At 51.0% G+C, this 24,062-nt stretch carries 21 protein-coding genes; 8 read left to right on the top strand and 13 right to left on the bottom strand.

The features are described 5' to 3' along the window. Nucleotides 1-41: 41 nt before the first annotated feature. From MHH78_RS21750 to licT, 7 genes are all read right to left on the bottom strand, one after another. Nucleotides 42-1,628: an ABC transporter substrate-binding protein gene (locus MHH78_RS21750; RefSeq protein WP_341168780.1), complete on the bottom strand. Its 1,587-nt coding sequence runs from the start codon at nucleotides 1,626-1,628 to the stop codon at nucleotides 42-44. A 192-nt stretch (nucleotides 1,629-1,820) separates the two neighbouring features. Beyond that, complete coding sequence (locus tag MHH78_RS21755; RefSeq protein WP_341168781.1) at nucleotides 1,821-2,711, bottom strand: Rpn family recombination-promoting nuclease/putative transposase; 891 nt, start codon at nucleotides 2,709-2,711, stop codon at nucleotides 1,821-1,823. A gap of 320 nt (nucleotides 2,712-3,031) precedes the next feature. Next, the gene (locus MHH78_RS21760) at nucleotides 3,032-3,331 is read right to left on the bottom strand and encodes a heme biosynthesis protein HemY (protein WP_036729071.1); all 300 of its coding nucleotides are present in this window, start codon (nucleotides 3,329-3,331) and stop codon (nucleotides 3,032-3,034) included. A 240-nt stretch (nucleotides 3,332-3,571) separates the two neighbouring features. Continuing rightward, nucleotides 3,572-3,895 (bottom strand): hypothetical protein, encoded by a 324-nt coding sequence (locus MHH78_RS21765; protein ID WP_341168782.1) that lies wholly within the window; start codon nucleotides 3,893-3,895, stop codon nucleotides 3,572-3,574. Nucleotides 3,896-3,997: 102 nt separating this feature from the next. Next, complete coding sequence (locus MHH78_RS21770; RefSeq protein ID WP_341168783.1) at nucleotides 3,998-5,473, bottom strand: 6-phospho-beta-glucosidase; 1,476 nt, start codon at nucleotides 5,471-5,473, stop codon at nucleotides 3,998-4,000. Nucleotides 5,474-5,507: 34 nt separating this feature from the next. Continuing rightward, nucleotides 5,508-7,406 (bottom strand): beta-glucoside-specific PTS transporter subunit IIABC, encoded by a 1,899-nt coding sequence (locus MHH78_RS21775; protein ID WP_341168784.1) that lies wholly within the window; start codon nucleotides 7,404-7,406, stop codon nucleotides 5,508-5,510. Nucleotides 7,407-7,515: 109 nt separating this feature from the next. Further along, nucleotides 7,516-8,352: a BglG family transcription antiterminator LicT gene (licT, locus tag MHH78_RS21780; protein ID WP_341168785.1), complete on the bottom strand. Its 837-nt coding sequence runs from the start codon at nucleotides 8,350-8,352 to the stop codon at nucleotides 7,516-7,518. Between the two features lie 403 nt (nucleotides 8,353-8,755). Here licT and MHH78_RS21785 point away from each other — a divergent pair, with 403 nt between their 5' ends. Continuing rightward, nucleotides 8,756-9,229 (top strand): DUF1572 family protein, encoded by a 474-nt coding sequence (locus MHH78_RS21785; protein WP_341168786.1) that lies wholly within the window; start codon nucleotides 8,756-8,758, stop codon nucleotides 9,227-9,229. Nucleotides 9,230-9,312: 83 nt separating this feature from the next. On the opposite strand, the gene MHH78_RS21790 is transcribed toward MHH78_RS21785, so the two are convergent. Further along, a complete protein-coding gene (locus MHH78_RS21790) occupies nucleotides 9,313-10,269 on the bottom strand; it encodes a DMT family transporter (RefSeq protein WP_341170357.1) in 957 nt (318 codons plus the stop codon). A 606-nt stretch (nucleotides 10,270-10,875) separates the two neighbouring features. Here MHH78_RS21790 and MHH78_RS21795 point away from each other — a divergent pair. From MHH78_RS21795 to MHH78_RS21805, 3 genes are read left to right on the top strand one after another with little or no spacing between them, the layout of a single operon-like run. Beyond that, on the top strand, nucleotides 10,876-11,583 hold the full coding sequence (locus tag MHH78_RS21795) for a hypothetical protein (RefSeq protein WP_341168787.1): 708 nt from the start codon (nucleotides 10,876-10,878) through the stop codon (nucleotides 11,581-11,583). Between the two features lie 18 nt (nucleotides 11,584-11,601). Then, a complete protein-coding gene (locus MHH78_RS21800; RefSeq protein ID WP_076077626.1) occupies nucleotides 11,602-13,287 on the top strand; it encodes a vWA domain-containing protein in 1,686 nt (561 codons plus the stop codon). A gap of 26 nt (nucleotides 13,288-13,313) precedes the next feature. Next, nucleotides 13,314-14,453 carry a toxic anion resistance protein gene (locus tag MHH78_RS21805; RefSeq protein WP_341168788.1) on the top strand — a complete coding sequence of 380 codons (1,140 nt, stop codon included), beginning with the start codon at nucleotides 13,314-13,316 and terminating at the stop codon, nucleotides 14,451-14,453. A gap of 91 nt (nucleotides 14,454-14,544) precedes the next feature. On the opposite strand, the gene MHH78_RS21810 is transcribed toward MHH78_RS21805, so the two are convergent. Then, nucleotides 14,545-15,468 (bottom strand): helix-turn-helix domain-containing protein, encoded by a 924-nt coding sequence (locus MHH78_RS21810; protein ID WP_341168789.1) that lies wholly within the window; start codon nucleotides 15,466-15,468, stop codon nucleotides 14,545-14,547. Between the two features lie 271 nt (nucleotides 15,469-15,739). On the opposite strand from MHH78_RS21810, the gene MHH78_RS21815 reads away from it, so the two are divergent. The 3 genes from MHH78_RS21815 (at nucleotide 15,740) to MHH78_RS21825 (ending at nucleotide 18,777) form a co-directional block, all read left to right on the top strand. Further along, on the top strand, nucleotides 15,740-16,588 hold the full coding sequence (locus tag MHH78_RS21815) for an ornithine carbamoyltransferase (RefSeq protein WP_341168790.1): 849 nt from the start codon (nucleotides 15,740-15,742) through the stop codon (nucleotides 16,586-16,588). Between the two features lie 160 nt (nucleotides 16,589-16,748). Next, nucleotides 16,749-18,050, top strand: a complete 1,302-nt coding sequence (locus tag MHH78_RS21820) for a DUF5050 domain-containing protein (RefSeq protein ID WP_076077616.1) — start codon at nucleotides 16,749-16,751, stop codon at nucleotides 18,048-18,050. 166 nt (nucleotides 18,051-18,216) lie between these two features. Beyond that, nucleotides 18,217-18,777: a hypothetical protein gene (locus MHH78_RS21825; protein ID WP_341168791.1), complete on the top strand. Its 561-nt coding sequence runs from the start codon at nucleotides 18,217-18,219 to the stop codon at nucleotides 18,775-18,777. 64 nt (nucleotides 18,778-18,841) lie between these two features. Here the strand turns inward: MHH78_RS21825 and MHH78_RS21830 are convergent, their stop codons facing one another. The 4 genes from MHH78_RS21830 to MHH78_RS21845 form a co-directional block, all read right to left on the bottom strand. Then, nucleotides 18,842-19,981: a DUF4179 domain-containing protein gene (locus MHH78_RS21830; protein ID WP_341168792.1), complete on the bottom strand. Its 1,140-nt coding sequence runs from the start codon at nucleotides 19,979-19,981 to the stop codon at nucleotides 18,842-18,844. Beyond that, entirely contained in the window at nucleotides 19,971-20,507 is a 537-nt protein-coding gene (locus MHH78_RS21835; RefSeq protein WP_076077608.1) for a sigma-70 family RNA polymerase sigma factor, read from the bottom strand. Before MHH78_RS21835 ends, MHH78_RS21830 begins: the two co-directional genes overlap by 11 nt. Before the next feature lie 556 nt (nucleotides 20,508-21,063). Then, a complete protein-coding gene (locus MHH78_RS21840) occupies nucleotides 21,064-22,296 on the bottom strand; it encodes an aminopeptidase (protein WP_076074669.1) in 1,233 nt (410 codons plus the stop codon). A 134-nt stretch (nucleotides 22,297-22,430) separates the two neighbouring features. Next, on the bottom strand, nucleotides 22,431-22,778 hold the full coding sequence (locus tag MHH78_RS21845) for a hypothetical protein (RefSeq protein WP_076074666.1): 348 nt from the start codon (nucleotides 22,776-22,778) through the stop codon (nucleotides 22,431-22,433). A 132-nt stretch (nucleotides 22,779-22,910) separates the two neighbouring features. On the opposite strand from MHH78_RS21845, the gene MHH78_RS21850 reads away from it, so the two are divergent. Continuing rightward, a complete protein-coding gene (locus tag MHH78_RS21850; protein ID WP_341168793.1) occupies nucleotides 22,911-24,056 on the top strand; it encodes a VanZ family protein in 1,146 nt (381 codons plus the stop codon). The last annotated feature ends 6 nt before the right edge of the window (nucleotides 24,057-24,062 follow it).

Genomic DNA, 24,062 nt, shown 5'->3' on the forward strand with positions numbered 1-24,062 from the left:
GCCGACCCTGCTCGTTTTTTTGAAGCTATACTATGCTTGGCTTATTGGGCTGAATTCGCCAGGAATTCATCAATCTGACGCTGAACCTCTGCGATGATGGTGTCGATACCGGCTGCCTTAACCTGCTGCTGGAGCTTGACCAGACCCGCGTCTACATCCTTCACTGTTCCGTATTCCAGCGGAATTCCGTATTGCAGCATGACATTGCCGACATTGGCCACTTCGGTCTTCACCTTGCTGTTGTCGAAGACGAAGGTCTCCAGCGGATAGTGATAGACCTCCTTCTCCCATTTGTCAGTCAGGGCGTTCGCTTCATCCGGGAAGGAAGCATTATCGCGGTTCAGCGGGGAGTTGAAGCCCCAGTTCGAGAAGCCGGTGTAGTTGGCATTCTTCTCGGCGTTCGTGAATTTATCTTCGCCGACCGGATTATAGTGTACAGCACTAATGCCGTTCATGATCAGATCATGCAGTTCCTTATCGTTCTGGAGCAGATCAATCATCATCAGTGCACGTTCCGGCTGCTTGGAGGTGGAGTGAATCGCTACGCCGTTCTGCGTAGAGACGGCAACGGATTTTTTCTTATCCGGGTTAATATCGGCCAGAGCCAGCTCATACGGGGAGTTCTTCTCCCGCATATCGGTCATCAAGGCGCCAAGCGTACCCAGATTGTGGGTGATGGAAGCTGCCTTGCCGGCCTTGAATTCCTGCTGATGATCCAGCTTGCTGTTCAGTGCGCTCTTCGACCAGGCATTATTCTCGGCCAGATCTTTATAATAGTAGACAAGCTCCTTGAATTCAGGAGTCTCATATAAGTTGAATACCTTGCCGGCCGGATCATCCAGCTTGAAGCCCATCGGCAGATCGAGGTCGAACAGATTCCATTCGTTCTGCTGCTTGAGCAGGATCCGGTCCAGATTATGCAGCTTCCAGTCTCCGGTCTCCGGTACGAATGGGGTAACCCCCTTCTCTTTACCGGATATAGTCTTGAGATAGTTGGCATACGCCTCCGGGCTGTTGATCTCTGGCAGATTATATTTTTTACGCAGGTCTTCGCGGTACAGAATCAGCTTCTCCACGGTTTCACCGCGGTTCTGAGGCACCATATACAGCTTGCCGTTCACCTTCGCCTGACCCCAGGCTACCTCAGGCATCGCCTTCCAGGTCATCGGAGCATATTTCTCCAGCAGCTCGTTCGTCAGCTCCAGGAACCCTCCCTTGAGTGCCTGGTCGTTATAGCCTGCCCAGTTGGCGGCATAGATCAGATCGAAGTCCTCGTTAGCCGCCAGCTTAAGCGGATATTTCTGCGCCCAGTCGGACCAGTCCAGGAATTCGGCTTCCAGTGTAGCGTTTATTTTCTCCTTGAGCTTCTTATTGATCTCCCCAAATACCTGATCGTAATCAACCGGCTTCGGACCTACGAAGATCATCTTCAAGGTAACAGGCTGGGATGTATCCACAGTGCCGGAATCTGCGGCGGGCTGATTGGTTCCGGCAGCTTCCGTTGCTGCGGCTGAGGCCTTCGGCTCCGCTGCGTTCCCTCCGGCATTGCCGTTGCCGCCTCCGCACGCGCTAAGCAGAGAGATCATCAGGATACTGGACATCAGTGTCATTGCTTTTTTCTTATTCACTAGAATTTCCCCCCAGCTATATGTGTGTAATCGCTTACAAGAACAGTATAATAAAAAATCTGCGCCTCGCTAATATAGGCATTCAACGATATTGCATACTTTTGCAACGACTTTTAGGGCGGGATAACATAATATTCCTGTAAAAGAGCCTATCATAAAAAGACCCCGGGCAACATCCGCCCAGGTCTGTATTCACATCAGCTTCTTAATCTCATCCAGCGGCAAATCAACGGCTTTGGATACCGCCTCGGGAGTGAATCCGTTGAGCAGCAGCTTACGGATAATCTCCGCCTGGCCTTTCTCCATACCTTCCGCTATGCCCTCTTCATAACCCCAACGCTTCCAAGCTGGCATTAGTTCCATAATGGCTTCCCCCTCCTCCGGATAGTGATCTATTAATTCTCTTAGAATCTCCTCATCCTGTACCCGGTCCGGCTTAAAGTACAGATCCGCCACGGACATGATCAGTGCCAATCGGCCCTGATCCAGCTGCGCTCTCAGCTTCATGAACATCCGCAAGAATTCCCGGCGCACTTCTCTCGCTTCTCTTGTAGTATACCCCATCTTCGCCAATAACGCAGCAGCCACAGCATTATCTGAATCGATGAACCGCCGCCAGTTCTGCTTACGCAGCTCCACCTTAAGAAACTGGAAGCGCAGAATGTTGTGTTCCGGGATGGACATCTCTAGCGTGTCCTGTTCCTCCCTGACCTCATCCGAGGTAAAGATCGCAATAGGGATAATGAGTTTGTGATCTTTACGGTATCGCTCAAACAGGCGGCTGAAATAAATAAACATCCGGTCACGAAATTCATGATCCTTGTACGATTGCGGCTCCAAGTGAATTAGAATGTAACCGTCCAGCCCTTTGTAGCGAGTCTCCAGCAGCAGATCCAGCTCCCGCGCCTCCTCGCCGACAATATCCACCAGCAATTCCTGCATCAGAAACCGGGTCTCACTATAGTCGAGCATATCGCCCAGCTCAGGAAAGAACAAATCAATGAATTCCTGATAAAAAGTTTCCAGCAGCTTTTTAAAAGCCTCATCATGCGGTATAGAAATCTCTATCGCCTCCCGTGTCAAATGTCGGACTTCTTGAATGTAATTAAATTCCATAATTCAGTGATTGTATATGATAAAAGGAACATACATTCTCATTTAAATGTGCTAACCGTGCTCCATAGCGTCATGCTTTCATTCTCAAACCTCCACCTCAATAGAAGAAAATCCCTATCTAAGTGTTTTTTGTTTTAACCACGCTTGTATGGAGCAGCATGGTTGCACTTCGTGCAGGATCTCCCTAAAATCTAACAACAAAAAGACGGCACCGTCCAAATCAGCCTCGCCCGGCTGATTCAGACAGCGCCGCCCCTAAGGCAACACAGATGATAGTGATCTGATGCTTATTTCTCCAGGAATCCGGTAGACGGATTGGTGATGAAGAAGCCTTCCTGTGGCACATAGAAATACTGAATCCAGACGCCGTCGAGCAGCGGTTCGCGCGTATCCAGCAGAATCTCGATATCCTTATCTGTAGCAACCACTTCATCGTGCTCAGTAGGTGTATCCAGCGCTACATCATAGTGTCCGTGATCTCCGTGATTCTGGGTGATGACCACACGGATTTTCTTGCCTTCCGCTTCCGGGCTGTTCAGCATATCTTTTAGAACCTTAGCTGCATTGCGGTTAATTTTTACTTTCATCCTCTGGCGACCTCTATTCTACTTAGTATGAAATCAGAAATTCATTATAACATATTATAAGGTGCTATAGATAATTAAGTGGTTACTCCAGTGAGCAGACTATAGATCACCACTTCAGCCAAGTGGAAACGGCTTTGCCGTCCTTTTAAAGGACAGTACCGTTTCAGCGGGAAATAAAAAGCTGCCCCAATCAGCCATATTTCACGGCTTGCGGGACAGCTTCTCATATGTGTACTTCTATTATGAAGCGTTCTGGTTCGACAGGGCGGCTAACACTTCATTCGTGACGTCCTTGCCGCCCTTGAAGTTAGTAATAAACGCGCCGATGGAATAGATCGGTCCCCAGGGAATCCCCCACCAGCCCACCAGGGCCGTCAGCAGGGTGTACTTCAAGCCTTTTTTGACGGAGCCCTCGCCCGCCTTGATGAAGTAGATGCCCGAGCTACGTCTGAACGTCATCAAGACAACAGAGAAGCAATACGTGTAGATCACGAATTTGCCGCCTTGCTGAATCTGGCTCATCATATTGCCGCCGTCCATGTTCTCGATCCCTTTTATGATCATAGGAAATCCCCTTTGATGGTTGTTAATAATCATATACCGTAGGGATGACAGACTGAAACAGCAGACAGATATTTGTAAAAGTGAGCTGACGGCAGACGCGGATTACTCCAGCTCAGCTCCGTTACTGGCGATTACCCGTTGATACCAGAAAAAGCTGTCTTTGCGGGACCGGTCCAGAGTACCCTTGCCTTCGTTATCCTTATCCACATAGATGAAGCCGTAGCGCTTCTTCATCTCTCCGGTGCCTGCACTGACCAGATCGATGCAGCCCCAAGAGGTGTATCCGATCAAATCCACGCCGTCAGCCAGCGACTCACCCATCGCCCGGACATGCTCCCGCAGATAGTCGATCCGGTAATTATCCTTGATTGAACCGTCTGCTTCTACGGTATCTACTGCGCCAAGCCCGTTCTCCACCACCATCATCGGCAGTCCGTAACGGTTGTAGATATTATTCAGGGACCACCGCAGGCCTTGCGGGTCAATCTGCCATTCCCACGCGCTTGCCTGCAGATACGGGTTCTTCAGACCCAGCGACATATTGCCGCCAATCGACTCCTGATCCGGGGCTGCACTTACGCAGGTGGACGAATAGTAGCTGAAGGTGTAGAAGTCCACACAGCCTTCCTTAAGAATCTGCCCGTCACCTGCCTCCATCTGCAGCTCAATCTGCTTCTCCCGGAAGTATCGCAGCGCGAAGCCCGGATAAGCACCTCTCACCTGAACATCGGAGCAGAGGAAATTACTCAGATTATCCTTTTGCTGGGCAAGCAGCACATCCTCGGGATTACAGGTCAGCGGGTAAGAGCACATGTAGGCAATCATACAGCCGATCTGAAAATCCTTATGAATCTCATGTCCCAGCTTCACGGCTCTGGCACTGGCGATGAACTGGTGATGAAGCGCTTGGTATCTTAGCTGCTCATTGTCAGTTTGCGCGGATGCCGTCAGCTCGGCATTTCCCTCCGGCTTCATCGCCCCGGCCATGAATGTCCCGAACGGCATCGTGAGGATGTTGATCTCATTGAAGGTCAGCCAATACTTCACGCTGTGCTTGTAGCGGTTAAAGATCACCTCGCAGTAACGGATGTAGAAATCGATCGTTCTGCGGTCCGCCCATCCGTTATAAGCTTCAGCCAGATGGTAAGGTGCTTCATAATGCGAGATCGTCACCAGCGGTTCGATCCCGTGCTTGGCCAGCTCGGCAAACACCCGGTCATAGAACTGCAGCCCTTCTTCACTTGGCATGGCATCATCCCCGTTCGGGAAGATTCGCGACCAGGCGATGGACATGCGGAACACCTTGAAGCCCATCTCGGCGAACAGCGCGATATCCTCTTCGTACCGGTGATAGAAATCAACCGCTTCATGACTCGGATAATTAGCCCCGGCTTCCAGCACCGGAGTAATTCTCCGGGAGACCGTATGCGTTCCCGCGGTCATGACATCTGCTGTGCTTAACCCCTTGCCTCCCGCATCGAACCCGCCTTCGAGCTGATTCGCAGCCGTTGCCCCGCCCCACAGGAAATTTTCCGGAAAACTTCTGTTGTTCACACTTACATTCACGTTCTTATTCATATTCGTTCCTCCTTAGATTGAATTAGGATACCGTTTAGATCATGACAGTCAGCAGATTCTCCCGGTAATCGACGCTCTTCTGGTCCGTCTCAATAACGTCGAGATACTCACCGGAATTGGAGATGATCACAGGCGTAGTCAGCGTATAGCCCGCCTCTCTGATCGCGGCAACGTCGAACTCCATGAGCAGCTGGCCTTTGGTGACGGTATCGCCTTGCTTGGCCCGGGGGGTGAAGTGTTTGCCCTTCAATTTGACCGTGTCCTTCCCGACATGAATCAGAATATCGACCCCGTTATCACTGGTAATGCCAATCGCATGGCCGGAGGCGAATAAGGTGGTCAATACCCCGTCAACGGGAGAGTACACCTTGCCTTCCAGCGGTTCAATCGCTATCCCTTTGCCCATTGCGCCAGTAGAAAAAGCTTCGTCCGTAAGCTCCGACAAGGCTCTGATCTGGCCCTTCAGCGGACTTCCCACCGTCTCCTGCTTCACCAAAACGCTCCGGGCAGTCCCGCCGTTCTTGCTGTCCACCGCTTCCTCATCCTTGAACCCGGAGAAGAAGACAAGAATGAACCCGAGAATGAAGCTGATTACAATGGCGGCAATCGCACCGTAGAAGCCTTTATCCATCCCGTCAGGACTAATGTAGCTTGGGATACCGAAGATCCCCAGACCGCCGAGAATATAGCCTTTAGTGCCCATCAGACCGACGATACCGCCGCCGACCGCCGCCGCGACACAGCTTAAGATGAACGGCTTCTTGCGCGGCAGCGTAATTCCGTAAATGGCAGGCTCCGTAACTCCGAAGATCCCTGAGATCATAGCCGGAATCGACAATGACTTCAGCTTGGCATTCTTGGTGCGCAGCATAATCGCCAGCACAGCACCGGTCTGGGCAAACGAAGCGCCGAAGGAAGCCGCCAGAATCGGATCGGATTTCAGAACAGCCATGTTATTGAGGGCAATCGGCACCAGACCCCAGTGCAGCCCGAAGATGACGAAGACCTGCCAGAACGCGCCTACCAGCAGCCCCTCAATAACCGGACTGAGGTTGTAGAGGAACAAGGTTCCCTGCCCTAGCAGTTGTCCGGCCCAGGTGGAGATCGGACCGATGGCAATCAGCGCCAGCGGAACGGTGACCAGCAGGGTGAAGAACGGGACGAGGAAGGTACGTACCACGCTCGGGGTCACTTTTCGGAAGAAGGCTTCCAGCTTGGAGCCAATATAAGTCGAGATGATGATCGGAATAACGCTGGAGGTATAGGACATTAGGATGACCGGAATCCCCAGAAAGGTAATGTACACAGGCGATTCAAAGATCGTTCCGCTAAAAAGCGTGTACAGCGGTTCGCCCGCCGCCGTGATCGTGCCGAAGGACGGGTACACCAGCGTAGCGCCTATCGCCATCCCGATAAAGATATTGGCTCCGAATTTCTTAGCCGAGGTATACCCCAGGAAGATCGGGAAGAAATAGAACAGGCAATCCCCGAGCGCATTCAGAATCTGGTAGGTCCCCGACTCCTTGGTGAGGAGTCCCACAGTTAGAAACAGGGCGGTGAAGCCCTTAATCATCCCGGTCGCAGCCAGTACACCCAGGGTCGGCGAGAATACGCCGGAGATCATGTCGATGAAGCTGTTGAACAGACCCATTTTCTCGCCGGAGGCTGTCTCTGATCCGCCTTCCTGTAATCCGCCCGCTGTCATCACCTGGGCATAGACCTCAGACACATGATTGCCGATCACGACCTGATACTGGCCGCCGCTCTGAATCACGGTTACAATTCCGTCCATATTCTTCAGCACATCTGTATTCGCCGCCGCCTCATTCTTCAGCTTGAAGCGTAGACGGGTCACGCAATGGCTGAGTCCGTTGATATTCTCCTTGCCGCCGACATGCTTGATAATATCCTTGGCTAATGCCTCATATTTCATAGTAAGTCCTCCCGTTTCCTGATGAATGATAAGCAAAAGGCGAAACCATCCCGGCAGCTTCCTGCCTGATTTGGTTTCGCCTGCATGACCAGTAACAATCCAAGTGGTTTTATTCAGTTTGTCTTTGCGTTACCCGCTGAATGTGAATCGTCAGATACAGAATTTCTTCATCCAGGAGCTTCAGGTCCAGATACTTCTCAATTTTGAGCACACAGTGATGCGCCTTCCTGTATTTCATCCTCACCTGCTTGAGCAGAAAATCGTCCACGGACTCCTCAGACTCCTGCTTGCGCGAGCGCTGGAAGAAATAACGCAAATGGGTGATGAACCGTTCGTAGCTGACGGTATGCTCATCAATTTCGTTGTTATAGGAATATTTCACAATATTGAGGATGTCATCAATCTGCTGGGTCTGCCTGGTAAGATCTGCAATCTTGTTGCCTGAGCTGTTCATTTGCGCATTGATCAGATGGAGTGCAATGTTCCCGGCCTCATCCTCAGGCAGGCGGATACGGGTATACTGCTCAATCATTCCCATGGCATGATGCCCTATGGCATACTCCCTCGGATAACAGCGCTGAATCTCCCAGAGAAGCGGATTGTCATTATGGATGCCCTGCTCATGAAGCCTCAGCGCATGAGTCAAATGATCCGTCAGGGTCACATAGATATAATCGCTCAGGCGGGCCTTCAGTGTCTGCTTCGCATACTCGATAATGTCATAGCTTAAGGCTACATATTCGGCGGGGGCATCCGCCATTAAGGCCTTGAATTTCTCGGACGCGTCATTTCGCTTCAGTACAAAGGTCTTCTCGATCAGAGAGACATCCACCGGATCGCCCGGGCTCTTCTTGAAGCCGATGCCGCGTCCCATAACAACCAATTCATCCTTACCTGAATCCTTGGCAATAATGGCATTGTTATTGAAAATCTTCTCGATAATCAACCAAGCTGCCCTCCTTTACCCCGAATTTCATTTGGCACTGCTTACAGGATGTTAGACGGGTCAAGGTTCCTTGCAGCGTCCCGCAGGGCCCTTAACATAAAGAAAGGCAAAACCCAAAACACGTGACCATGTTTTGGGTTTTGCCTTTGCAGTAACAATCCCAAATTCAGAATAGCACTGAATTTCACTTTTGGCAACAAAAATGTTTGCGCTTACAAAACAACATGGTGAAAAGTAACAACCGAGAAAACATTACCATTTCCCTTAATTAGCAAGAAGGATTAAAAGAACATTAAGTCGAATAAGAAAAATATGTTAGTCATGTTTTACTTCCTCACATATGCACGAGACAAATAACAAACTACAGCAAATAAATACAGCTTTTTACACGGAGGTAATATCTATGAAATATGATTTCAACAGAGATTGGCTTTCAAAAAAGTTTGATGAGATAAGTACACGTCTAATTAAAGCCCTGCAACAACTCAATGATGAACAAGTAAATTGGAGACCTGATAACACAAGTAACAGCATCTCGACATTAATAAAACATGTTGAAGGTAACATTCATGAAAGAATTTTAAAGGGAATTTTACATCAAGACGTTCATAGAAATCGTGATGAGGAACTCAAACAAACGTATATTACAAGGTCCGAACTGGAAAAGGCGATCCAAGCTAAGTTTGAATTTGTCATTGTCACGGTAAAAAACATTACCGATGAAGAGTTAGAGCAAACACAATGGGTCAGAAATCGTGAAAGAACAAATCTGGATATGTTGCATCAATGTGCCGCACATTACTCAGAGCACATGGGTCAGATCATTTATATCACAAAGCAAATTTTACAAGAAAATTACAAGTCTACATCCATATAGTTCTACAGCAAAAGAAACCAAAGCTAACTTTAAGAGGAGTGCCCCCTATTCACAGGGAACACTCCTCTTCTCTCCGCCTGAACTCAGACCGATGACGAACTCACGCTCTGAGCATTTCCCCACCGCAGCTTATACAGCTCCGGCAATACCACACCCAGCAGCACCAGCACCACTCCGGTCCATTGCAGAAGACTTACATGCTCTTGCAATACGAACGAGGACATTAAGACAGCCACAGGCAGTTCGACGGCCCCTAGAATACCGGCCATACCGCCGCCGATATGCGGAACCCCGATGGCGAACAGCAGCGGCGGGATAAAGGCGCCGAACAAGCCCAGCAGGAAGCCGAACAGCAGCAGCGGTCCCCATAGCATACCGTTAAACAGGAAGGTCGGCGGGAACAGGATGCACAGCAGCACCAGGCCGCCAGTTACCATCCAGGCGCTCCGGTAGGCCGGATGGGCCGAAGGAACGGCTTTGCCGCTGAAGATAATGAACATGGAATAGCTGACTGCCGATAGTAGTCCGAGCATCAGCCCCAGCAGGTTAAACTCGGCAGCTCCCTGATTCAGAATACCCGCAGCCAGCAGGGTTCCTCCGAAAAGCAGGATCAGCGTCAGCACGGTGATTTTGTCAGGGCGTTGACGTTTGCTTACCGCCTGAATCAGCACACTGATCCAGGTGAACTGGAACAGCAGGATAATCGCCAGCGAAGCCGGAATATACCGGAGCGATTGGTAGTACAGCAGACCCGTAACCACGGTTGGCGCACCGGCCATCATCAAGAGCAGTCTATGCTTCCAGGTCAGCCGGGTGGGAACCGCCTTGGCGGGTGCCGTAAGGTTCGCTGTGCTGCGCTGTTTGCGGTTCGCTCTGAGCTTGGTATATAACGCAAGCAGCCAGGCGAGAATACAGCCGGTTAAGAGCTGGGTGCCGACCACCTCTCCCAGCTTGTAACCCTGCCCGTAGGCCAATACAACAATCGTTGATAAAATGCCGTAGCTCATAGCGCCTACAAGTACGGAGATTAAGTATTTCATATCTTTCATGTCTGTTAGGCCTCCTGAATCTTCTGTTTCGTCTGAACTTGAATTGCAGCCGCAACACACAAAAAATCCTAACTCCGGGACAGGGACCGCTGGTTCATGGTCCTTATCATCGTAGTTAGGAAGAGTAGGCTTCCTGTAGAAACCCTCGCCCTGTGACATCTGAATGGCTGCGAGGTTATACGAGAACAATATAGAGTTATGAAGTATTGTCTGGTTGACGACTCTTCATATGTTACACGCCAAGTGAGCTGGCGTCAACCCTTAATTCTTTTAAATTTGAAATTCAGGGACATAGACCTCTTGTTAATCAATTCTCCAGCCAATGAACCATACAAAGACAGCCCCCCTCTCCCAAATTATGATAAAATATAACTCAATTCAGCAGATCATTCGAAAGGAGCCTTACATATGGTGAAGACCCGTCCTCAATCCGGCGCGATCGTAAAAATTTGAAACATTGACAAGTATCGATACGTAGCAGTCTGTAATAGCCTTCATTCCAACCCAATTCATGTGATTCAAGCTGCTATCCCCAAATATACTTCTATGGAGGAGGTGTAGATCCTGAACAGATCCGGGCCCGTTAAGCTCCTCGGCATGATTGCCGGAGTTGTAATCTTAAATGTCATCGTTCTATCTCCCGGCCTGCTCGGTGTCGAGATCGGCGGAAGCCCGCTGGAAACGGCATCGGCAGTAACCCTGCTAATCATCAGTCTGCTGGTCGTCCTATACGGGAGTTACACCTTGCTCTTCAGACCTCCGGCTGCCACACCCGCCAGCTTGCAATTAGAGACGCGGGAGGATTACATTGCCGGCCTCAGCCGTCACCGGAATGTGAAGGTGCTGAAGGACGATATCTCCCTCGCCCTGGATCAGATCGAGCGGATCGAGAAGAAGAAGTCCGCCCTGCTCCAAGTGCTGGGACGCAGGTTCGATCCGGCTGAGCTCAGCTTCCGCAAGTTTCATTCCGTCATTATAGAGGTTGAGAAGCTCTTCTACCTGAATATCCGGGGGCTTCTGAACAAGCTCAGTGTATTCGATGCCGCGGAGTTCGCCAGATTCAGCGCCGGTAACGCGTCAAGCCGTTTCTCCAGCTCCCTGATTCAGAAAAAATCAGCCGTGTACAACGAATATCTGACTTATGTCAAAGGCTGCCTCGGGGCCAATGAGGAAATTCTGCTGAAGCTGGATCAGCTGCTGCTGGAGATTACCGAGCTGGGCAGCGCAGATTATAGCAATGTGGAAGAAATGCCATGCATGCAGGAATTGACCGCCCTGATCGGGCAGACGAAACTCTATCAGTAAGGAAAGGGAGATGAACCTATGAGGAAAGGCAAAACACTGTTCATACTCGGCATTATCGCCGCATCCGTCTTCGCACTTGTCTATTTCGGCATTACCTTAACGTCCAATCTGGGCAAATCCAAGACAGAAATCTCTGCCGAAGACGCCGACAAAAGACTGAACCGCATCTATAAGGATATCAACGTGACCAGTGCTGAGCCTGTAAAAGGGCAGATTGATCTTGATCCGGCATCCATCGGCGATTCATTGCCCGATATCTCCAAGTTCCCCATCTCCGTAGAAAGCACCACGGACAGCTACGTCGAGATTTTCTCCTCCACGGAGAAATCCGGAACAGGCAATGACGGCTGGCTGAATGAGGTCGCCGCAGACTTCAACGCTTCCAATCCCGTGGTCGACGGCAAGCCGGTCTCTGTCGCCATCCGCAATATCGCTTCAGGAACGGCCGCTGATTATATCCGGTCCGGCAAATATGTACCTGACGCCTTCACTCCCTCTAATGAGCTATGGGGCGAGATGGTCAAGGCCGGCGGCCTACAGGCCGAGCTGGTTACGAAGCGTCTGACCGGCAATGTAGCCGGAGTGGTAATGAGCAAGCAGAAATACGATCAGCTGGTCGACAAATACGGCTCGATCAACGTGAAGACAATTACCGATGCCATTGCAGCTAATGAGCTGGCGATGGGGTACACCGATCCTTTTGCCAGCTCAACGGGTCTGAATTTCCTGGTCACCGCACTGAGTACGTTCGACAGTACGGATCTGCTGGGAGACAAGGCCGTTCAAGGCTTCGAGAAGTTCCAGGCCAACGTGCCCTTCATCGCCTCCACCACCCTGCAAATGCGGGAAGCCGCCAAATCCGGCATGCTGGATGCCTTCGTCCTTGAATATCAGACCTTCGTTAATGCGAAGGATCTGACCAGCGGCTATGTGTTCACTCCGTTCGGGGTAAGACATGACAGCCCGCTCTATGCACTCGGGCAGCTGCCGCCGGAGAAGCTGGCGATCATTAAGAAATTCGGCGAATTCGTCCAGCAGGATAAGTACCAGAAGACGGCTGCGGACAAGGGCTTCAACGGCCTGACGGACTATGTCTCCGAGCTGGCACCGGTTGACGGCTCCATTCTCTCCTCGGCCCAGAAGCTCTGGAAGGAGAAAAAGAACGGCAGCAAACCGATTGCGGCAGTATTCGTAGCCGATGTCTCGGGGAGCATGGCCGGTGAGCCGCTGAACCGTCTCAAGGAGTCCCTGCTGAAGGGCCAGAAATTCCTCGGTAAGGACAACAGCATCGGCTTCGTCTCCTATTCCAGTGATGTGACCATCAATCTGCCCATCGGCAAATATGACACCAATCAGCAGTCCATGTTCGTAGGAGCGATTAACAGCCTTCAGCCTGTGGGCGGCACGGCTACCTTCGACGGGTTGGTGGTTGCGATGAAGATGCTGAAGGATGAGCTGGCGGTGAACCCGGATATGAAGCCCCTGATCTTCGTGCTTAGCGACGGGGAAACCAACGAAGGCCATTCCCTGGATGATATCCGCGGCCTGATCGAGACTTACAAAATTCCGGTATACACCATCGGGTATAATGCCAATATCAAGGCACTGGAGAGCATTTCAAGCATCAACGAGGCGGCCAATATCAACGCTGACACAGAGGATGTAGTTTACAAAATCGGAAACCTGCTCAACGTGCAAATGTAGACTTTATATTCTGAAGGAGGGTTCATATGTCATTCACCATGGAAATTCCCAGCCCCGAGAAGCTGAAATCGGTCATCGAGGAGCAGGTCCAGCCGGAGCCGGAGGAAGTCACCCAGCTTAAGGAGCAGGCGATTAATAATGTCTCCAGTATACTGGAGCTGGACTTCGAGTCTCTGGAGAAACGCAAGGCCGTACTGCAGTCGATTGACAGCTTCGGGATGGGCACCATGCGCTCCTCGTCGGAGAAGAACTCCCTGCTTCAGGTATCGGTGGGCAATCTGTCCAAGACCGGGGATGAAGGCGGCCAGGTCGCCAAGGGATTAACTGAGCTGCATCAGCAGCTCAAGGATCTGGACCCCAGCGCGGTCGATTTTGCCAAAAGCGGGTTCCTCGGCAAGTTTTTCCACCCCCTGCGTAATTATTTCGCCAAATATCAAAAGGCCGATGCCGTCATCTCAGATATTATTCTATCTCTGGATAAAGGCAAAGCCGTGCTGAAGAATGACAATACGACACTGGAGATTGAACAGCAGACCCTGCGGGAGCTGACCAAGCGCCTTAAGAAGGAGATTCAGCTCGGCATCCTGATGGACGAGGAGATTGAGAAGCAGATTGAAGCTGCCAAGCAGCGCAGTGAAGATGAAGATAAGGTGCGGTTCATCACGGAGGAAGTGCTGTTCCCGCTGCGCCAGCGGGTCATGGATCTGCAGCAGATGCTCGTGGTTAATCAACAGGGAATTATGGCCATTGAGGTTGTTATCCGCAACAACAAGGAACTGATCCGTGGAGTCGACAGAGCACGGAATGTCACGGTATCTGCGCTCAAAATTTCGGTTACAGTAGCCAGCGCTTTGTACAACCAGAAGATCGTGCTCCAAAAAATCGAGCTGCTGAATCAAACCACCGACAATCTGATCAGCGGTACCTCCAGAATGCTTAAGGAGCAGGGTGCTGCCATTCATAAGCAATCGCTCGAAACCAGTATTTCGGTCGATACGCTGAAGGTGGCCTTCACCGACGTCCTCTCTGCCTTGGATTCGATCAGTACCTACAAGCAAGAGGCGCTCCCCAAGATGCGGGAGACGATTATCCAGTTCCGGGAACTGGCAGATAACGGCGAACAACAGATTAAGCGGCTGGAAAAGGGCAATACGCTCGGACTCTAGCAGCAACGCTACCCATATTTAACGCAAAACAGAGCATGACGGCGGATACGCCAGTGCTCTGTTTTTTGTCTGTCTATTTTCCTTTTGCTGTCTACTTCCCTGTATTCAACAAGCCTGTCACCATTCTGCTCAACGTCCCTTGATCAATGAACGGGGCCAGGCTTGCCAGCAGATCCGGGCTAAGCTGTTCCGCTTCGACTTCACCAAGCAACTTCTCAAGCTTCCCCCTGTCCAGAAAAGGAGCGAGGCCTATGAGCCGATTTCCATCGACAGTACCGTCTGCCACGCGGTCAACCAGAAGGCCTAACGTCTCCCTGCTAATAAAGGGAGCCAGTCCTTGAATGGAATGCCAGCTGGTGCTGTCCCCTCTGGCTTGCTGCACCAACCGGTCCAGCTGTTCCCGTTCCAGGAACGGGGCGATGCCCACAAGATTGTTCACCTCTCTTGAAGCGTCTGCTGCTTGATCGACCAGCCGGCTTAAGGTGGTGCTGCTGACGAACGGGGCAAGTCCAGAAATGACATTCCAAGCTATTTCTTTCTGTTCAGCCTGACGAACCAGTTCATCCAATGTATCTCTTCCCAGGAACGGGGCCAGCCGCATAATTACCTCTAGCGTAAGGACGCTGCTGTCTATGCCCTCTGTAACCTTATTAAGGGCACTTGCTTTTACAAAAGGCGCTACCTCTACAAGCTCTTCCATCTCCAGCTTACCGGTATTGACCAGCTCTGCAACCTGGCCCGGCCTGTTCTCTGCAATCTCCTCTACGATCCGACCCATGTGCGGGTGCTCCCGATGGTCTGCGTTATCTCCTGCATTCAAAATGTCATCTACGGTTAGGCCGAATAACCCCGCAACCTGCGGAAGTGTTCCAATATCCGGCAGCGAGTCGCCCCGCTCCCATTTCGATACCGCCTGATGGCTTACATTCAGTTGATCGGCAAGTTCCAGCTGGGTCCAGTCCTGGTCTTTACGAAGCCGCGAAATATAAGCCCCAATTCTACGTAAGTCGAGCATGATATCCCTCCGAGATTATAAAATGTACAGTGCACACTGTCGAAAACAGCATAGCATTTCAGCATGTACAATCCTATCAATTGCTGGTTGAATGGCTGCATACCCTCTGATTCAACTGCTGGTAGAATTCCGCGCATTATAATTCCAGTGTTGAATATTGATGAAAACTCTTATATTTTAACATAAAATGGGTTGTATACTATTCCTGATTATTGTATATTTATTCAACCGGCAATTATTGCTGATTTCTCATCTACCGGGGGATACACCGATGCATTTTTTGAATATCAACCAGCTTACTTCAGAGCAGATTCTGGATATCTTTGAATTAACCGACCGGCTTCGTCTCCGAAAATCAGAACCGCTGCTCGAAGGTAAGACGATGATTCTCTTTTTCCCGGAGACCAGTCTGCGTACAAGGGTTAGCTTCGAGAAAGGCATCAGTGATCTGGGCGGGGCCTGCATTACCTTTCCGCCGGAGACGCTCGACAAGAAAGAAGCGCCGGGCGATATCGTCCGTTACCTGGAGAACTGGGGGGATGGCATCATTGCCAGAATCCCGGATCTCTGCAAACTGGAGGAGCTGTCTGCACACGCCTCTGTTCCCGTTATTAATGCAATGACCGCACATAATCATCCCTGCGAGATTATGGCTGACCTGTATGCTCTGCGCACCCTCCGGGACAACTACCGGGAGCTGACCTACGCCTTCGTTGGACCGCCCGGCAATATATCAAGAACTTGGCTGGAAGCGGCGCAAGCCCTGAATCTATCCTTCCATCATGTATGCACGCCAGGTCATGAGATGGCCAGCGGCAATCACCCGGGCTATACCTTTCATACGAGCCTGGACAGCGTGTTACCGGAGAGCGATGTGATTCTAACCGATTCATTGCCCAAGGATTTCCTGACCCCGGAGTATATCAACGCCTATCAGATTACACTGGACCGGATGAAGCAGACAAGACCCGGGGCGCTGCTGAACCCCTGTCCTCCCTTTTTCCGCAATGAGGAGGTCAGTGAAGAGGTGATTGCTTCGCCTTATTTTGCCGGATTCGGGTTCAAGAAAAGCCTGATCTATCTTCAGCAGGCCATCCTAATCTATTGCTTATCGCATTGATGGTACCGGACCATAGGCCCCAGCACACCGGTTCGTTTTCTTGTTCATGCAAGCCTTTTAGGGCTTAAGCTGTATATTTGAAACTGCCCGTTTCTCCGATATCTTATTAGAACAGGATTTGTTCGTATGTTTACCACATTGGCTGAAGGGGAGAATGACTATGAAGACTTTACAATTACTATCCAGAAAAACAGGTTTCCTTCTGCTCGCGCTGCTGCTGGCGGCACTTGGTCCGGTTGGGGGCGGCAGACAGGCACATACGGCAGCAGCGGCAGCTTCTGCGAAATCATATGTGTACTATGTCTCTGACGATGTTCTATACCGTGTAACGACAGATGGAAGTGAGACACAGAAGATCGTTGAGAATTATGACGGCAACGGATTAGATTCAACCGGCAAATATCTGTATTTTTACTATAATGACGGTATGGGAATTCAGCGGCTGTCCCTGAGTGATCCCGATGCTTTAATTACGAGCTTCCTCGGGGACCGGAATATCCTCTTTTACTTGTTCGAGGGTCCCTATCTGTACTTCCTGGATGATACAGGACACATCTACCGCACCTTGGCCGACGCTGACGATGATTCACAGCTTACCCTTGTCGCAGACAATGCCGATGTGAATTTCCGGACCTTCGACGTATCAGGCGGGCGGATCTACTATAATGCGCTGAAGAACAACACTACCTGGGTTGCTTCGAGGTCCCGCGACGGGAGTGGAGCCATTCAGTGGATTGCCAGCGGAGCGATTCAGAAGAGCAAATTTTATCATCCTTATGCTACAAGTATTAACCTTATGATTGACAACAAACCTGCCGAAACCGAGTATTCTCTGAACTCAATGGTACTCTACACCCTCCCTCTAAGCGGTGGAGCTCCCAAAGCAGCCAATGCCAAAAATCCGCTTGAATCCAATGCCGCCACTGCCGGTAGCTGGTCCGACCATTATTTTCTGTACAACAAAGGCATTAAAGTGGATGCCACCGGCGATGAGCTGGACTATAACACCGGCAAAGGCTTCCTGATGGATAAGAACGGAAAGATCCTGCAGCTCAGCCAGAACAGCGTGATCAGCATCAGCGAGATTACTACAAATAAGCTGGTTTATGCAGATTCCAAAGGCAAAGCCTACATCAGCACGCTGGCCAACGGCAAAATCATCGCCTCCAAGGCGCTGCCGCTGACGAATGTTCAAGATATCCGAACGGTTAGAAACGGATCGGCGCTTACCACCGTATTGTTCACCGCAGCCGATGCTTACGTCCTGAATGCCGATTCATCCTTGACCAAAATGACGGGCGTTGAGTCCGATTACTCTGTAATTACAGACGATATTCCCGGTTTGTATTATATCAACGGTCTGGATAACGACTGCCTGTACCGGTACAGCAATGACGGCAAAACCAAAATCAAGCTGTCCACTGGTCCGGTTAGCTACTTAGCACTGGTCTCCGCGAAGTAATTTAGAGAGAGAATAAGCCGAAACTTCCGATATCGGAAGTTTCGGCTTTTTTAAGATGCGAATAGATAAAGTTCAGTTTATAACAGAGACTTGCCTATGAAAAGACTTCATTCCCGGTATACAGTGGGAGTAGGCGTTATAGATAATTACAGAAAGTAGGCTGGAAATGAATATTTCAATCAAGCTAACCGGGCCGGATGAAGCCTATATTATCAAAAATATGTACCCGCTCTATCTGCATGATCTGTCGGGACATTACGGACTTGTAGAGGGGCATCTTCCTAACCGGCATGGGATCTTTGAGGATACAGACGAATACCGCACGCTGGCAGATCAGTATGACGTGCAGAATATTTGGTGGGACAAGCCGGGCATTCTGTACCCTTTCCTAATTCAAGCTGATGCGATGCCGGCAGGCTTTGCCCTCATCGCCACCCCTCCTCACTGCGCGCAGGGCGTTGATTATTTCGTGAACGACTTCTTTCTGCTGCAGCCCTTCAGAGGAAAGGGGATCGCTGAAAAAGCTGCTGTGAACGTGTTTGAACAATTTCGGGGTGAATGGGAACTGTTCACGAATCCGGCGGCGAAGAATATAACCGGACAGAAATTCTGGCGGAAGACCGTCTCCCGCTACACGCAGGGCCGCTATTCCGAGCGGACCGGAGAGACTTTTGACGGCAATAAGCTTGCCTTCCGGTTCAATAATCAGAACTCAACCCCGCACTAAACCAACCGCCAAAAGGCTGATCCGCCGGACATACCTGCAGTCAGCCTCTTCCACATGCAAGGATTCACGGCAGAACCGGCAGGTTAATCTCCCTGGTATTCTTTCCCGTCCCTGTCTTCATAATCATGTTCATCGATTCCGGCTGATCGAGCAGATTGCTGCCGAAATTCTGTACAAAGCCTTCATGGGTGCCAGAGCCGAGCGATGACCCGATCTCGGTGTCCCCGTACTTCGTTATAGATTGAATTTTTTCTCCATATGCGGCGCCAAATATCTTTTGCCGGTTCTGCCATGTAACCTCAGACTCATTTTTTATTTTGACTATAGTGCGGATCATCAAGGGGGAGAGTTCAACCTGCTGCAGCGTCACTTGAACACCCTCCAGCATGAAATCCTCCTCCGGCTGGACAATCACCGTCTCCTGCTGTTTGAATTTCGGGTCCAGCTTGAAGCTGATCTTGAGTCTCGGGGAATAATGCACATCGGCTAAATTCACACCCTTGCTCTTCCCCAGATTTTTCATTTTCCCTTCATTCATCGAGGCAATCAGGAAATTGGCCTCAACCTGCTCCGGGAATGGCTTGCTGCGGTCCAGATAGACGACGCCCCGGCCATAGAAAATGCGATAATCATCGTAACCGTTCGTCTCAGCATTAGCGCCAATCTGACCGCCGCTGTCTAGATCGTATCCGGTTTCCAGATTCTTGATTCTCGCACTGCTAATACCATAGATCTCCTGTCCTTCCGCGACATTAGCTGTATACAAAAAGATGATTTTGTTCTCATCCGCCGTTACCGCATTCAAGGTAATCCGGTAATTCCCGCTGGCTGCGCTTTGATTAATCTCCTGAATGTAGCCATGCCGGATCGCCGTATCCAATGTAGGCGCTTCTAAATCGAATTCATAGAGCCGCTTGAACATTTCCAGCCCGCCCCAGTTCACTTCTCCGGCAGGTCCGGCAGCACGAGGTGCCGCATCATGAATGACCGGAATGAGGAACAGAATGATTGCGGCAACCGCGGCTGCGGCTAATCCGAGGAAGGAGCCTTTGGTGAGTCTGCCCTGCCAGCTCCGTCTGCGTCCGCGCTCGATTCCCGCCTGAACAGCCTGCCTAATCTCATTGCCTCCGGCGTCCGCTCCGGCTTCCTTGTGTATACGTGCCGCATCCGTCAGCATCGCCTGCTCTTCCCTACTACTGTCCATCCCACTCACCCCGGTTCTTCATAATGGTCCTAAGCTGCTTCAGTCCTTTGTGCTGCCAGGTTTTGATGGTTCCCTCCGGCTTGTCCAGCAGGACTGCGATTTCGGCCAAGGTCATGTCATTGTAATATTTGAGCAGCAGCACATGACGGTATTTAAGCTTCACCTGTGAGAGCGCCCACTGCATTTCCATAGATTCGGTACTGTTATGAATGACGGCCTCCTGCATATGTTCTGCCGCTGTGGGAACCGCCTTCTTCCTTCTGCGTTGTTCGTCAATGCAGACATAGATTAGAATTCTGATCAGCCAGGATTTGAACGCGCCTGAGTCCTTAAGGGTCCTTCGCTTCATCCAGGCCCGGCAGGTGGTCTCCTGGAGCGCTTCCAGTGCGTCATTGCGGTTGCCCAGATAACTGTAAGCAATATGGTATAGCTGGTCGCTATGCTCCATCACCGCTTTGGCCCAATCCGTCTCTTCGAGCGGCACGGCGGCAGTTACCCGCTTCATTTCTGCACCGGACATCGTCATCTCTCCCTCTCCTCTCCATCACTTTTACATGAATTAGACGGAGAGGTTATGCAAACAGTTTTAGTCTGCGGCAATTATTTTATAACCCTCATGAACAAGTGGAAACGGCTTTGCCGTCCTTTTAAAGGACGGTACCGTTTCAGCGAGAAATAGAAGAATAATGTATAGCGTAAAACCTATAAATTCTTATATTTCAACAGAAAAGCCGCAATCCCCGCTGCCGGGAATATTGCGGCATTTCTTGTTATATAGGAACTATAGTTTCCTGCTGCTGTGGAGAAGGCGTGTTGGACCAAATGTATGTGAAAAACAGCATACGTTGTGCTCCCAAGCAGGCATTCGGCCTGAATGTATGTGAAAAACAGCATACATTGTGTTCGCAAGCAGGCATATGGCCCGAATGTATGTTGAAAACAGTATACATTGTGCTGCGCGCGGGCGTATGGCCCGAATGTATGCGGAAAACAGTATACATTGTGCTGGTGCGAAGGTAATCCTATTCATCCGTTAGTATGACTTAGTTCTGTAGATTACTTCACTTCTATATAGGACGCACTTAAAGCACCCAATTCCCCTTACGGAACACCGGCTCAATTGTGCCGTCAGCAAGTTCTCCGTCAATATCAAGCGCATCGGAGCCTACCATGAAATCAACATGTGTGAGGCTGACGTTAGCCCCTCTGGATATCAGTTCCTCGCTGGTCATGGAGGTGCCTCCTTCAATATTAACGGGGTAGGCGCTGCCCAGCGCGAAATGGCAGGAAGCGTTCTCGTCAATACCGGTGTTGTAGAACACTCTGTTCAGCCGGGAGATCGGCGAATCATGCGGCACCAGCGCCACTTCTCCGAGATAGGAGGCTCCCTCATCCGTATCCAGCAAGGAAGTCAGGTGCTCGCGGCCGGATTCAGCGTCATACGCTGTAACCTTGCCGTTTGTGAAGGTAACAGTAATTCCATCGACGAGCCGCCCGTTCAGGTTCAGCGGAAGCGTACTCTTGACCGTGCCATTTACGCCGGTGCGATGGGGCATCGTATAGATCTCTTCTGTAGGCATATTCGCTACAAAATAGACGCCTCGCGCATTCTCCCCACCGCCGCCGCGCCATAAATGGCCTTCCGGCAGCTCGACACGCAGATCTGTGCCCGGAGCGCGGTAATGCAGGCTTTTGTAGCGCTTGGCGTTCATGCGGTCCTGGCTCTGCTTCAGCTCGCCGATATGACTGCGCCAGGCGGCCACCGGGTCTCCGCTGTTCACACGGTTCATCTGGAACACCGCTTCCCACATCGCATCGATCCGTTCTTCCTCCGGCAGATCGGCGAACACCTTGTCCGCCCAGGCACGTGTCGGCGCTTTGATCAGCGACCAGCTGATTCTGCTGTTGCGGGTGTAGGCCTGGTATTTCTTGCGCGCAACCGCAGCCGCCTTAACAGCAGTGGATACCTTGGCCGAATCGATCCCGCGGAATAATTCCGGGTCCGGCACCTTTATATGTAATATAGCCCCGCCTTCTTCAGCGAATCCCTCCAGCATATCGGCATGCCACTGCGGATAATACCCGAACGATTCCTCAGGAGCCTTCTCGTAACGGATGCGTGTGACCGCTTCATCGTCCCAGTCTACAAGCACGTATTTCGCTCCTGCGTCATAGGCCTTGCCTACAATCAGCCGGGTAAGCTCCGCTGTCTCCAGCGGGGCGTGAACCATCAGCACTTGTCCCGGCTGCACATTCACACCGACCTTCACTACCAGCTCTGCGTATTTCTCCAGCATCTGCTCAAAATCCTTCATTTTCTCTTCCTCCATATCTTCACTGTCTCTGTATAATTATAGCGGAAGACCGTGAAGATGGCACGTAACCTATGCTCTATGTACAACCGGAAGCTGAGCATGACGTAACGCCTCCGCTTCCGGCAGCGCTTCCTCTACTGCTTATCCACCTGCAGCAGCTGAATGGTCTTCACCTCATACGTATGGGCGATTTTCTCTTCCGAGATCACTTTCAGCTTCGTCAGGCTGGCCACCTTGGCCGGATCTGCCCGGGAGAGCAGCCTCCACAGCTCGGGGTCGGACAGGGTCTGATAGAGCTTGTCATCATCATATTCCTTGCGGTTCTGCGTAACCAGCTTCACCTTGTAGCTGCCGAACACCGCTTCGGTCTGCCCCGCTTCATTGATATGGGCAAGAATCTCCTGCCGGAGTCCAGCCAGGTCCTTTTCCAGCTCCTTCTGCTTCGCCTTGAGCTTGTAATACTGTTGAACCTTCTTTTCCATATAGTCCTCACGCTCCTCTCCTAACATGTCTATGCAGGAAAGAACGGTTAGAATGATTAATTCTGTTGAGATGGTTTATGTTTACTTCTATAATGAAGTCGTTGTGACAAAACCTAGACAGCAGGTGAACCCATGTTTCAGACTTATCTATTTCCGATTTCCTATGCATTCATGGCTTTTCCGGTTGCGGCACTGTTCTTCACCTTGCCGTTTCTAATCGTGCAATACCGCCGGCACGGCTATATCAATAAAATCCGGGCCCTGGTGCTGTATCTGCTGCTGCTGTACCTGCTTAACGCATTCTTCCTTGTCCTTCTGCCCCTGCCTGACTCCAGGCATAATGCAGCCCCCGCCGGAAGCATGCTCCAGTTCGTGCCGCTGCAGTTCATCCAGGATATTCTGCACAATACGCCAATTACGCGCAGCGACCCTTCCAGCTACCTTAATGTGCTGACCGGACCGGATTTTCTGCTGGCGGCCTTCAATGTACTGCTGACGGTGCCTTTCGGTATGTTCCTGGGCTACTACTTCCGCACGCGCTGGGTGGTGTGCATTGTGCTGTCCTTTGCGCTGTCACTGTTGTTCGAAATTACGCAGATTACCGGCATTTACGGGTTCTTCGACCATCCCTACCGGATCTTCGATGTGGATGACATGATCACGAATACGCTGGGCGGCATGATCGGATTCAAGCTCTCCTTATGGATCTCCGGCCTGCTGCCGAGGATTGAGAAGCTTGACAGCCAAGAGGACCTTTCTGCCAAAAAAGTGACTTACACCCGCCGCGCCCTTGCTTTCCTGCTGGATTCCATCCTGCTGCTCGCGGTGACCATTCTCCTCAATCTGCTCTCACTGCGTATTTCGCTGTGGGCAGTTAGTATGGTCTATTTCCTGAGCATTCCTCTGTTCACAGGCGGACGCACCTTCGGCAAGTGGGTTGTGCGTATCCGGCTAAGGAGTGAAGACGGCAGTCCGGTCAGACCCTGGAGGGTATGGGTACGGTATGGATTACTCTATGGCGTCCTCGGAGGAGTGAATTCCCTGACGCCTGACTCCGCGATCTTCCTGAGCATCGGCACAGCATTGGCTGCCGTAGTGAAATTGGTCATCCTGACGGCAGATGTAGCCTTCTTCATTCATTTGGTGCTGCGGCTGATTAAGCGTGACCGTCCGCTCATCTACGAGGAGCTTAGCAGAACCCGCAATGTAATCAGCTGGCCGAAGCGGCATCAGGCAGCGGCAAGCGAGACCATGGACAACACTACAAACAATGAATAGAGGTGC

The organism is Paenibacillus sp. FSL H3-0333, assembly GCF_038002805.1.
Taxonomy (GTDB): domain Bacteria; phylum Bacillota; class Bacilli; order Paenibacillales; family Paenibacillaceae; genus Paenibacillus_AQ; species Paenibacillus_AQ silagei.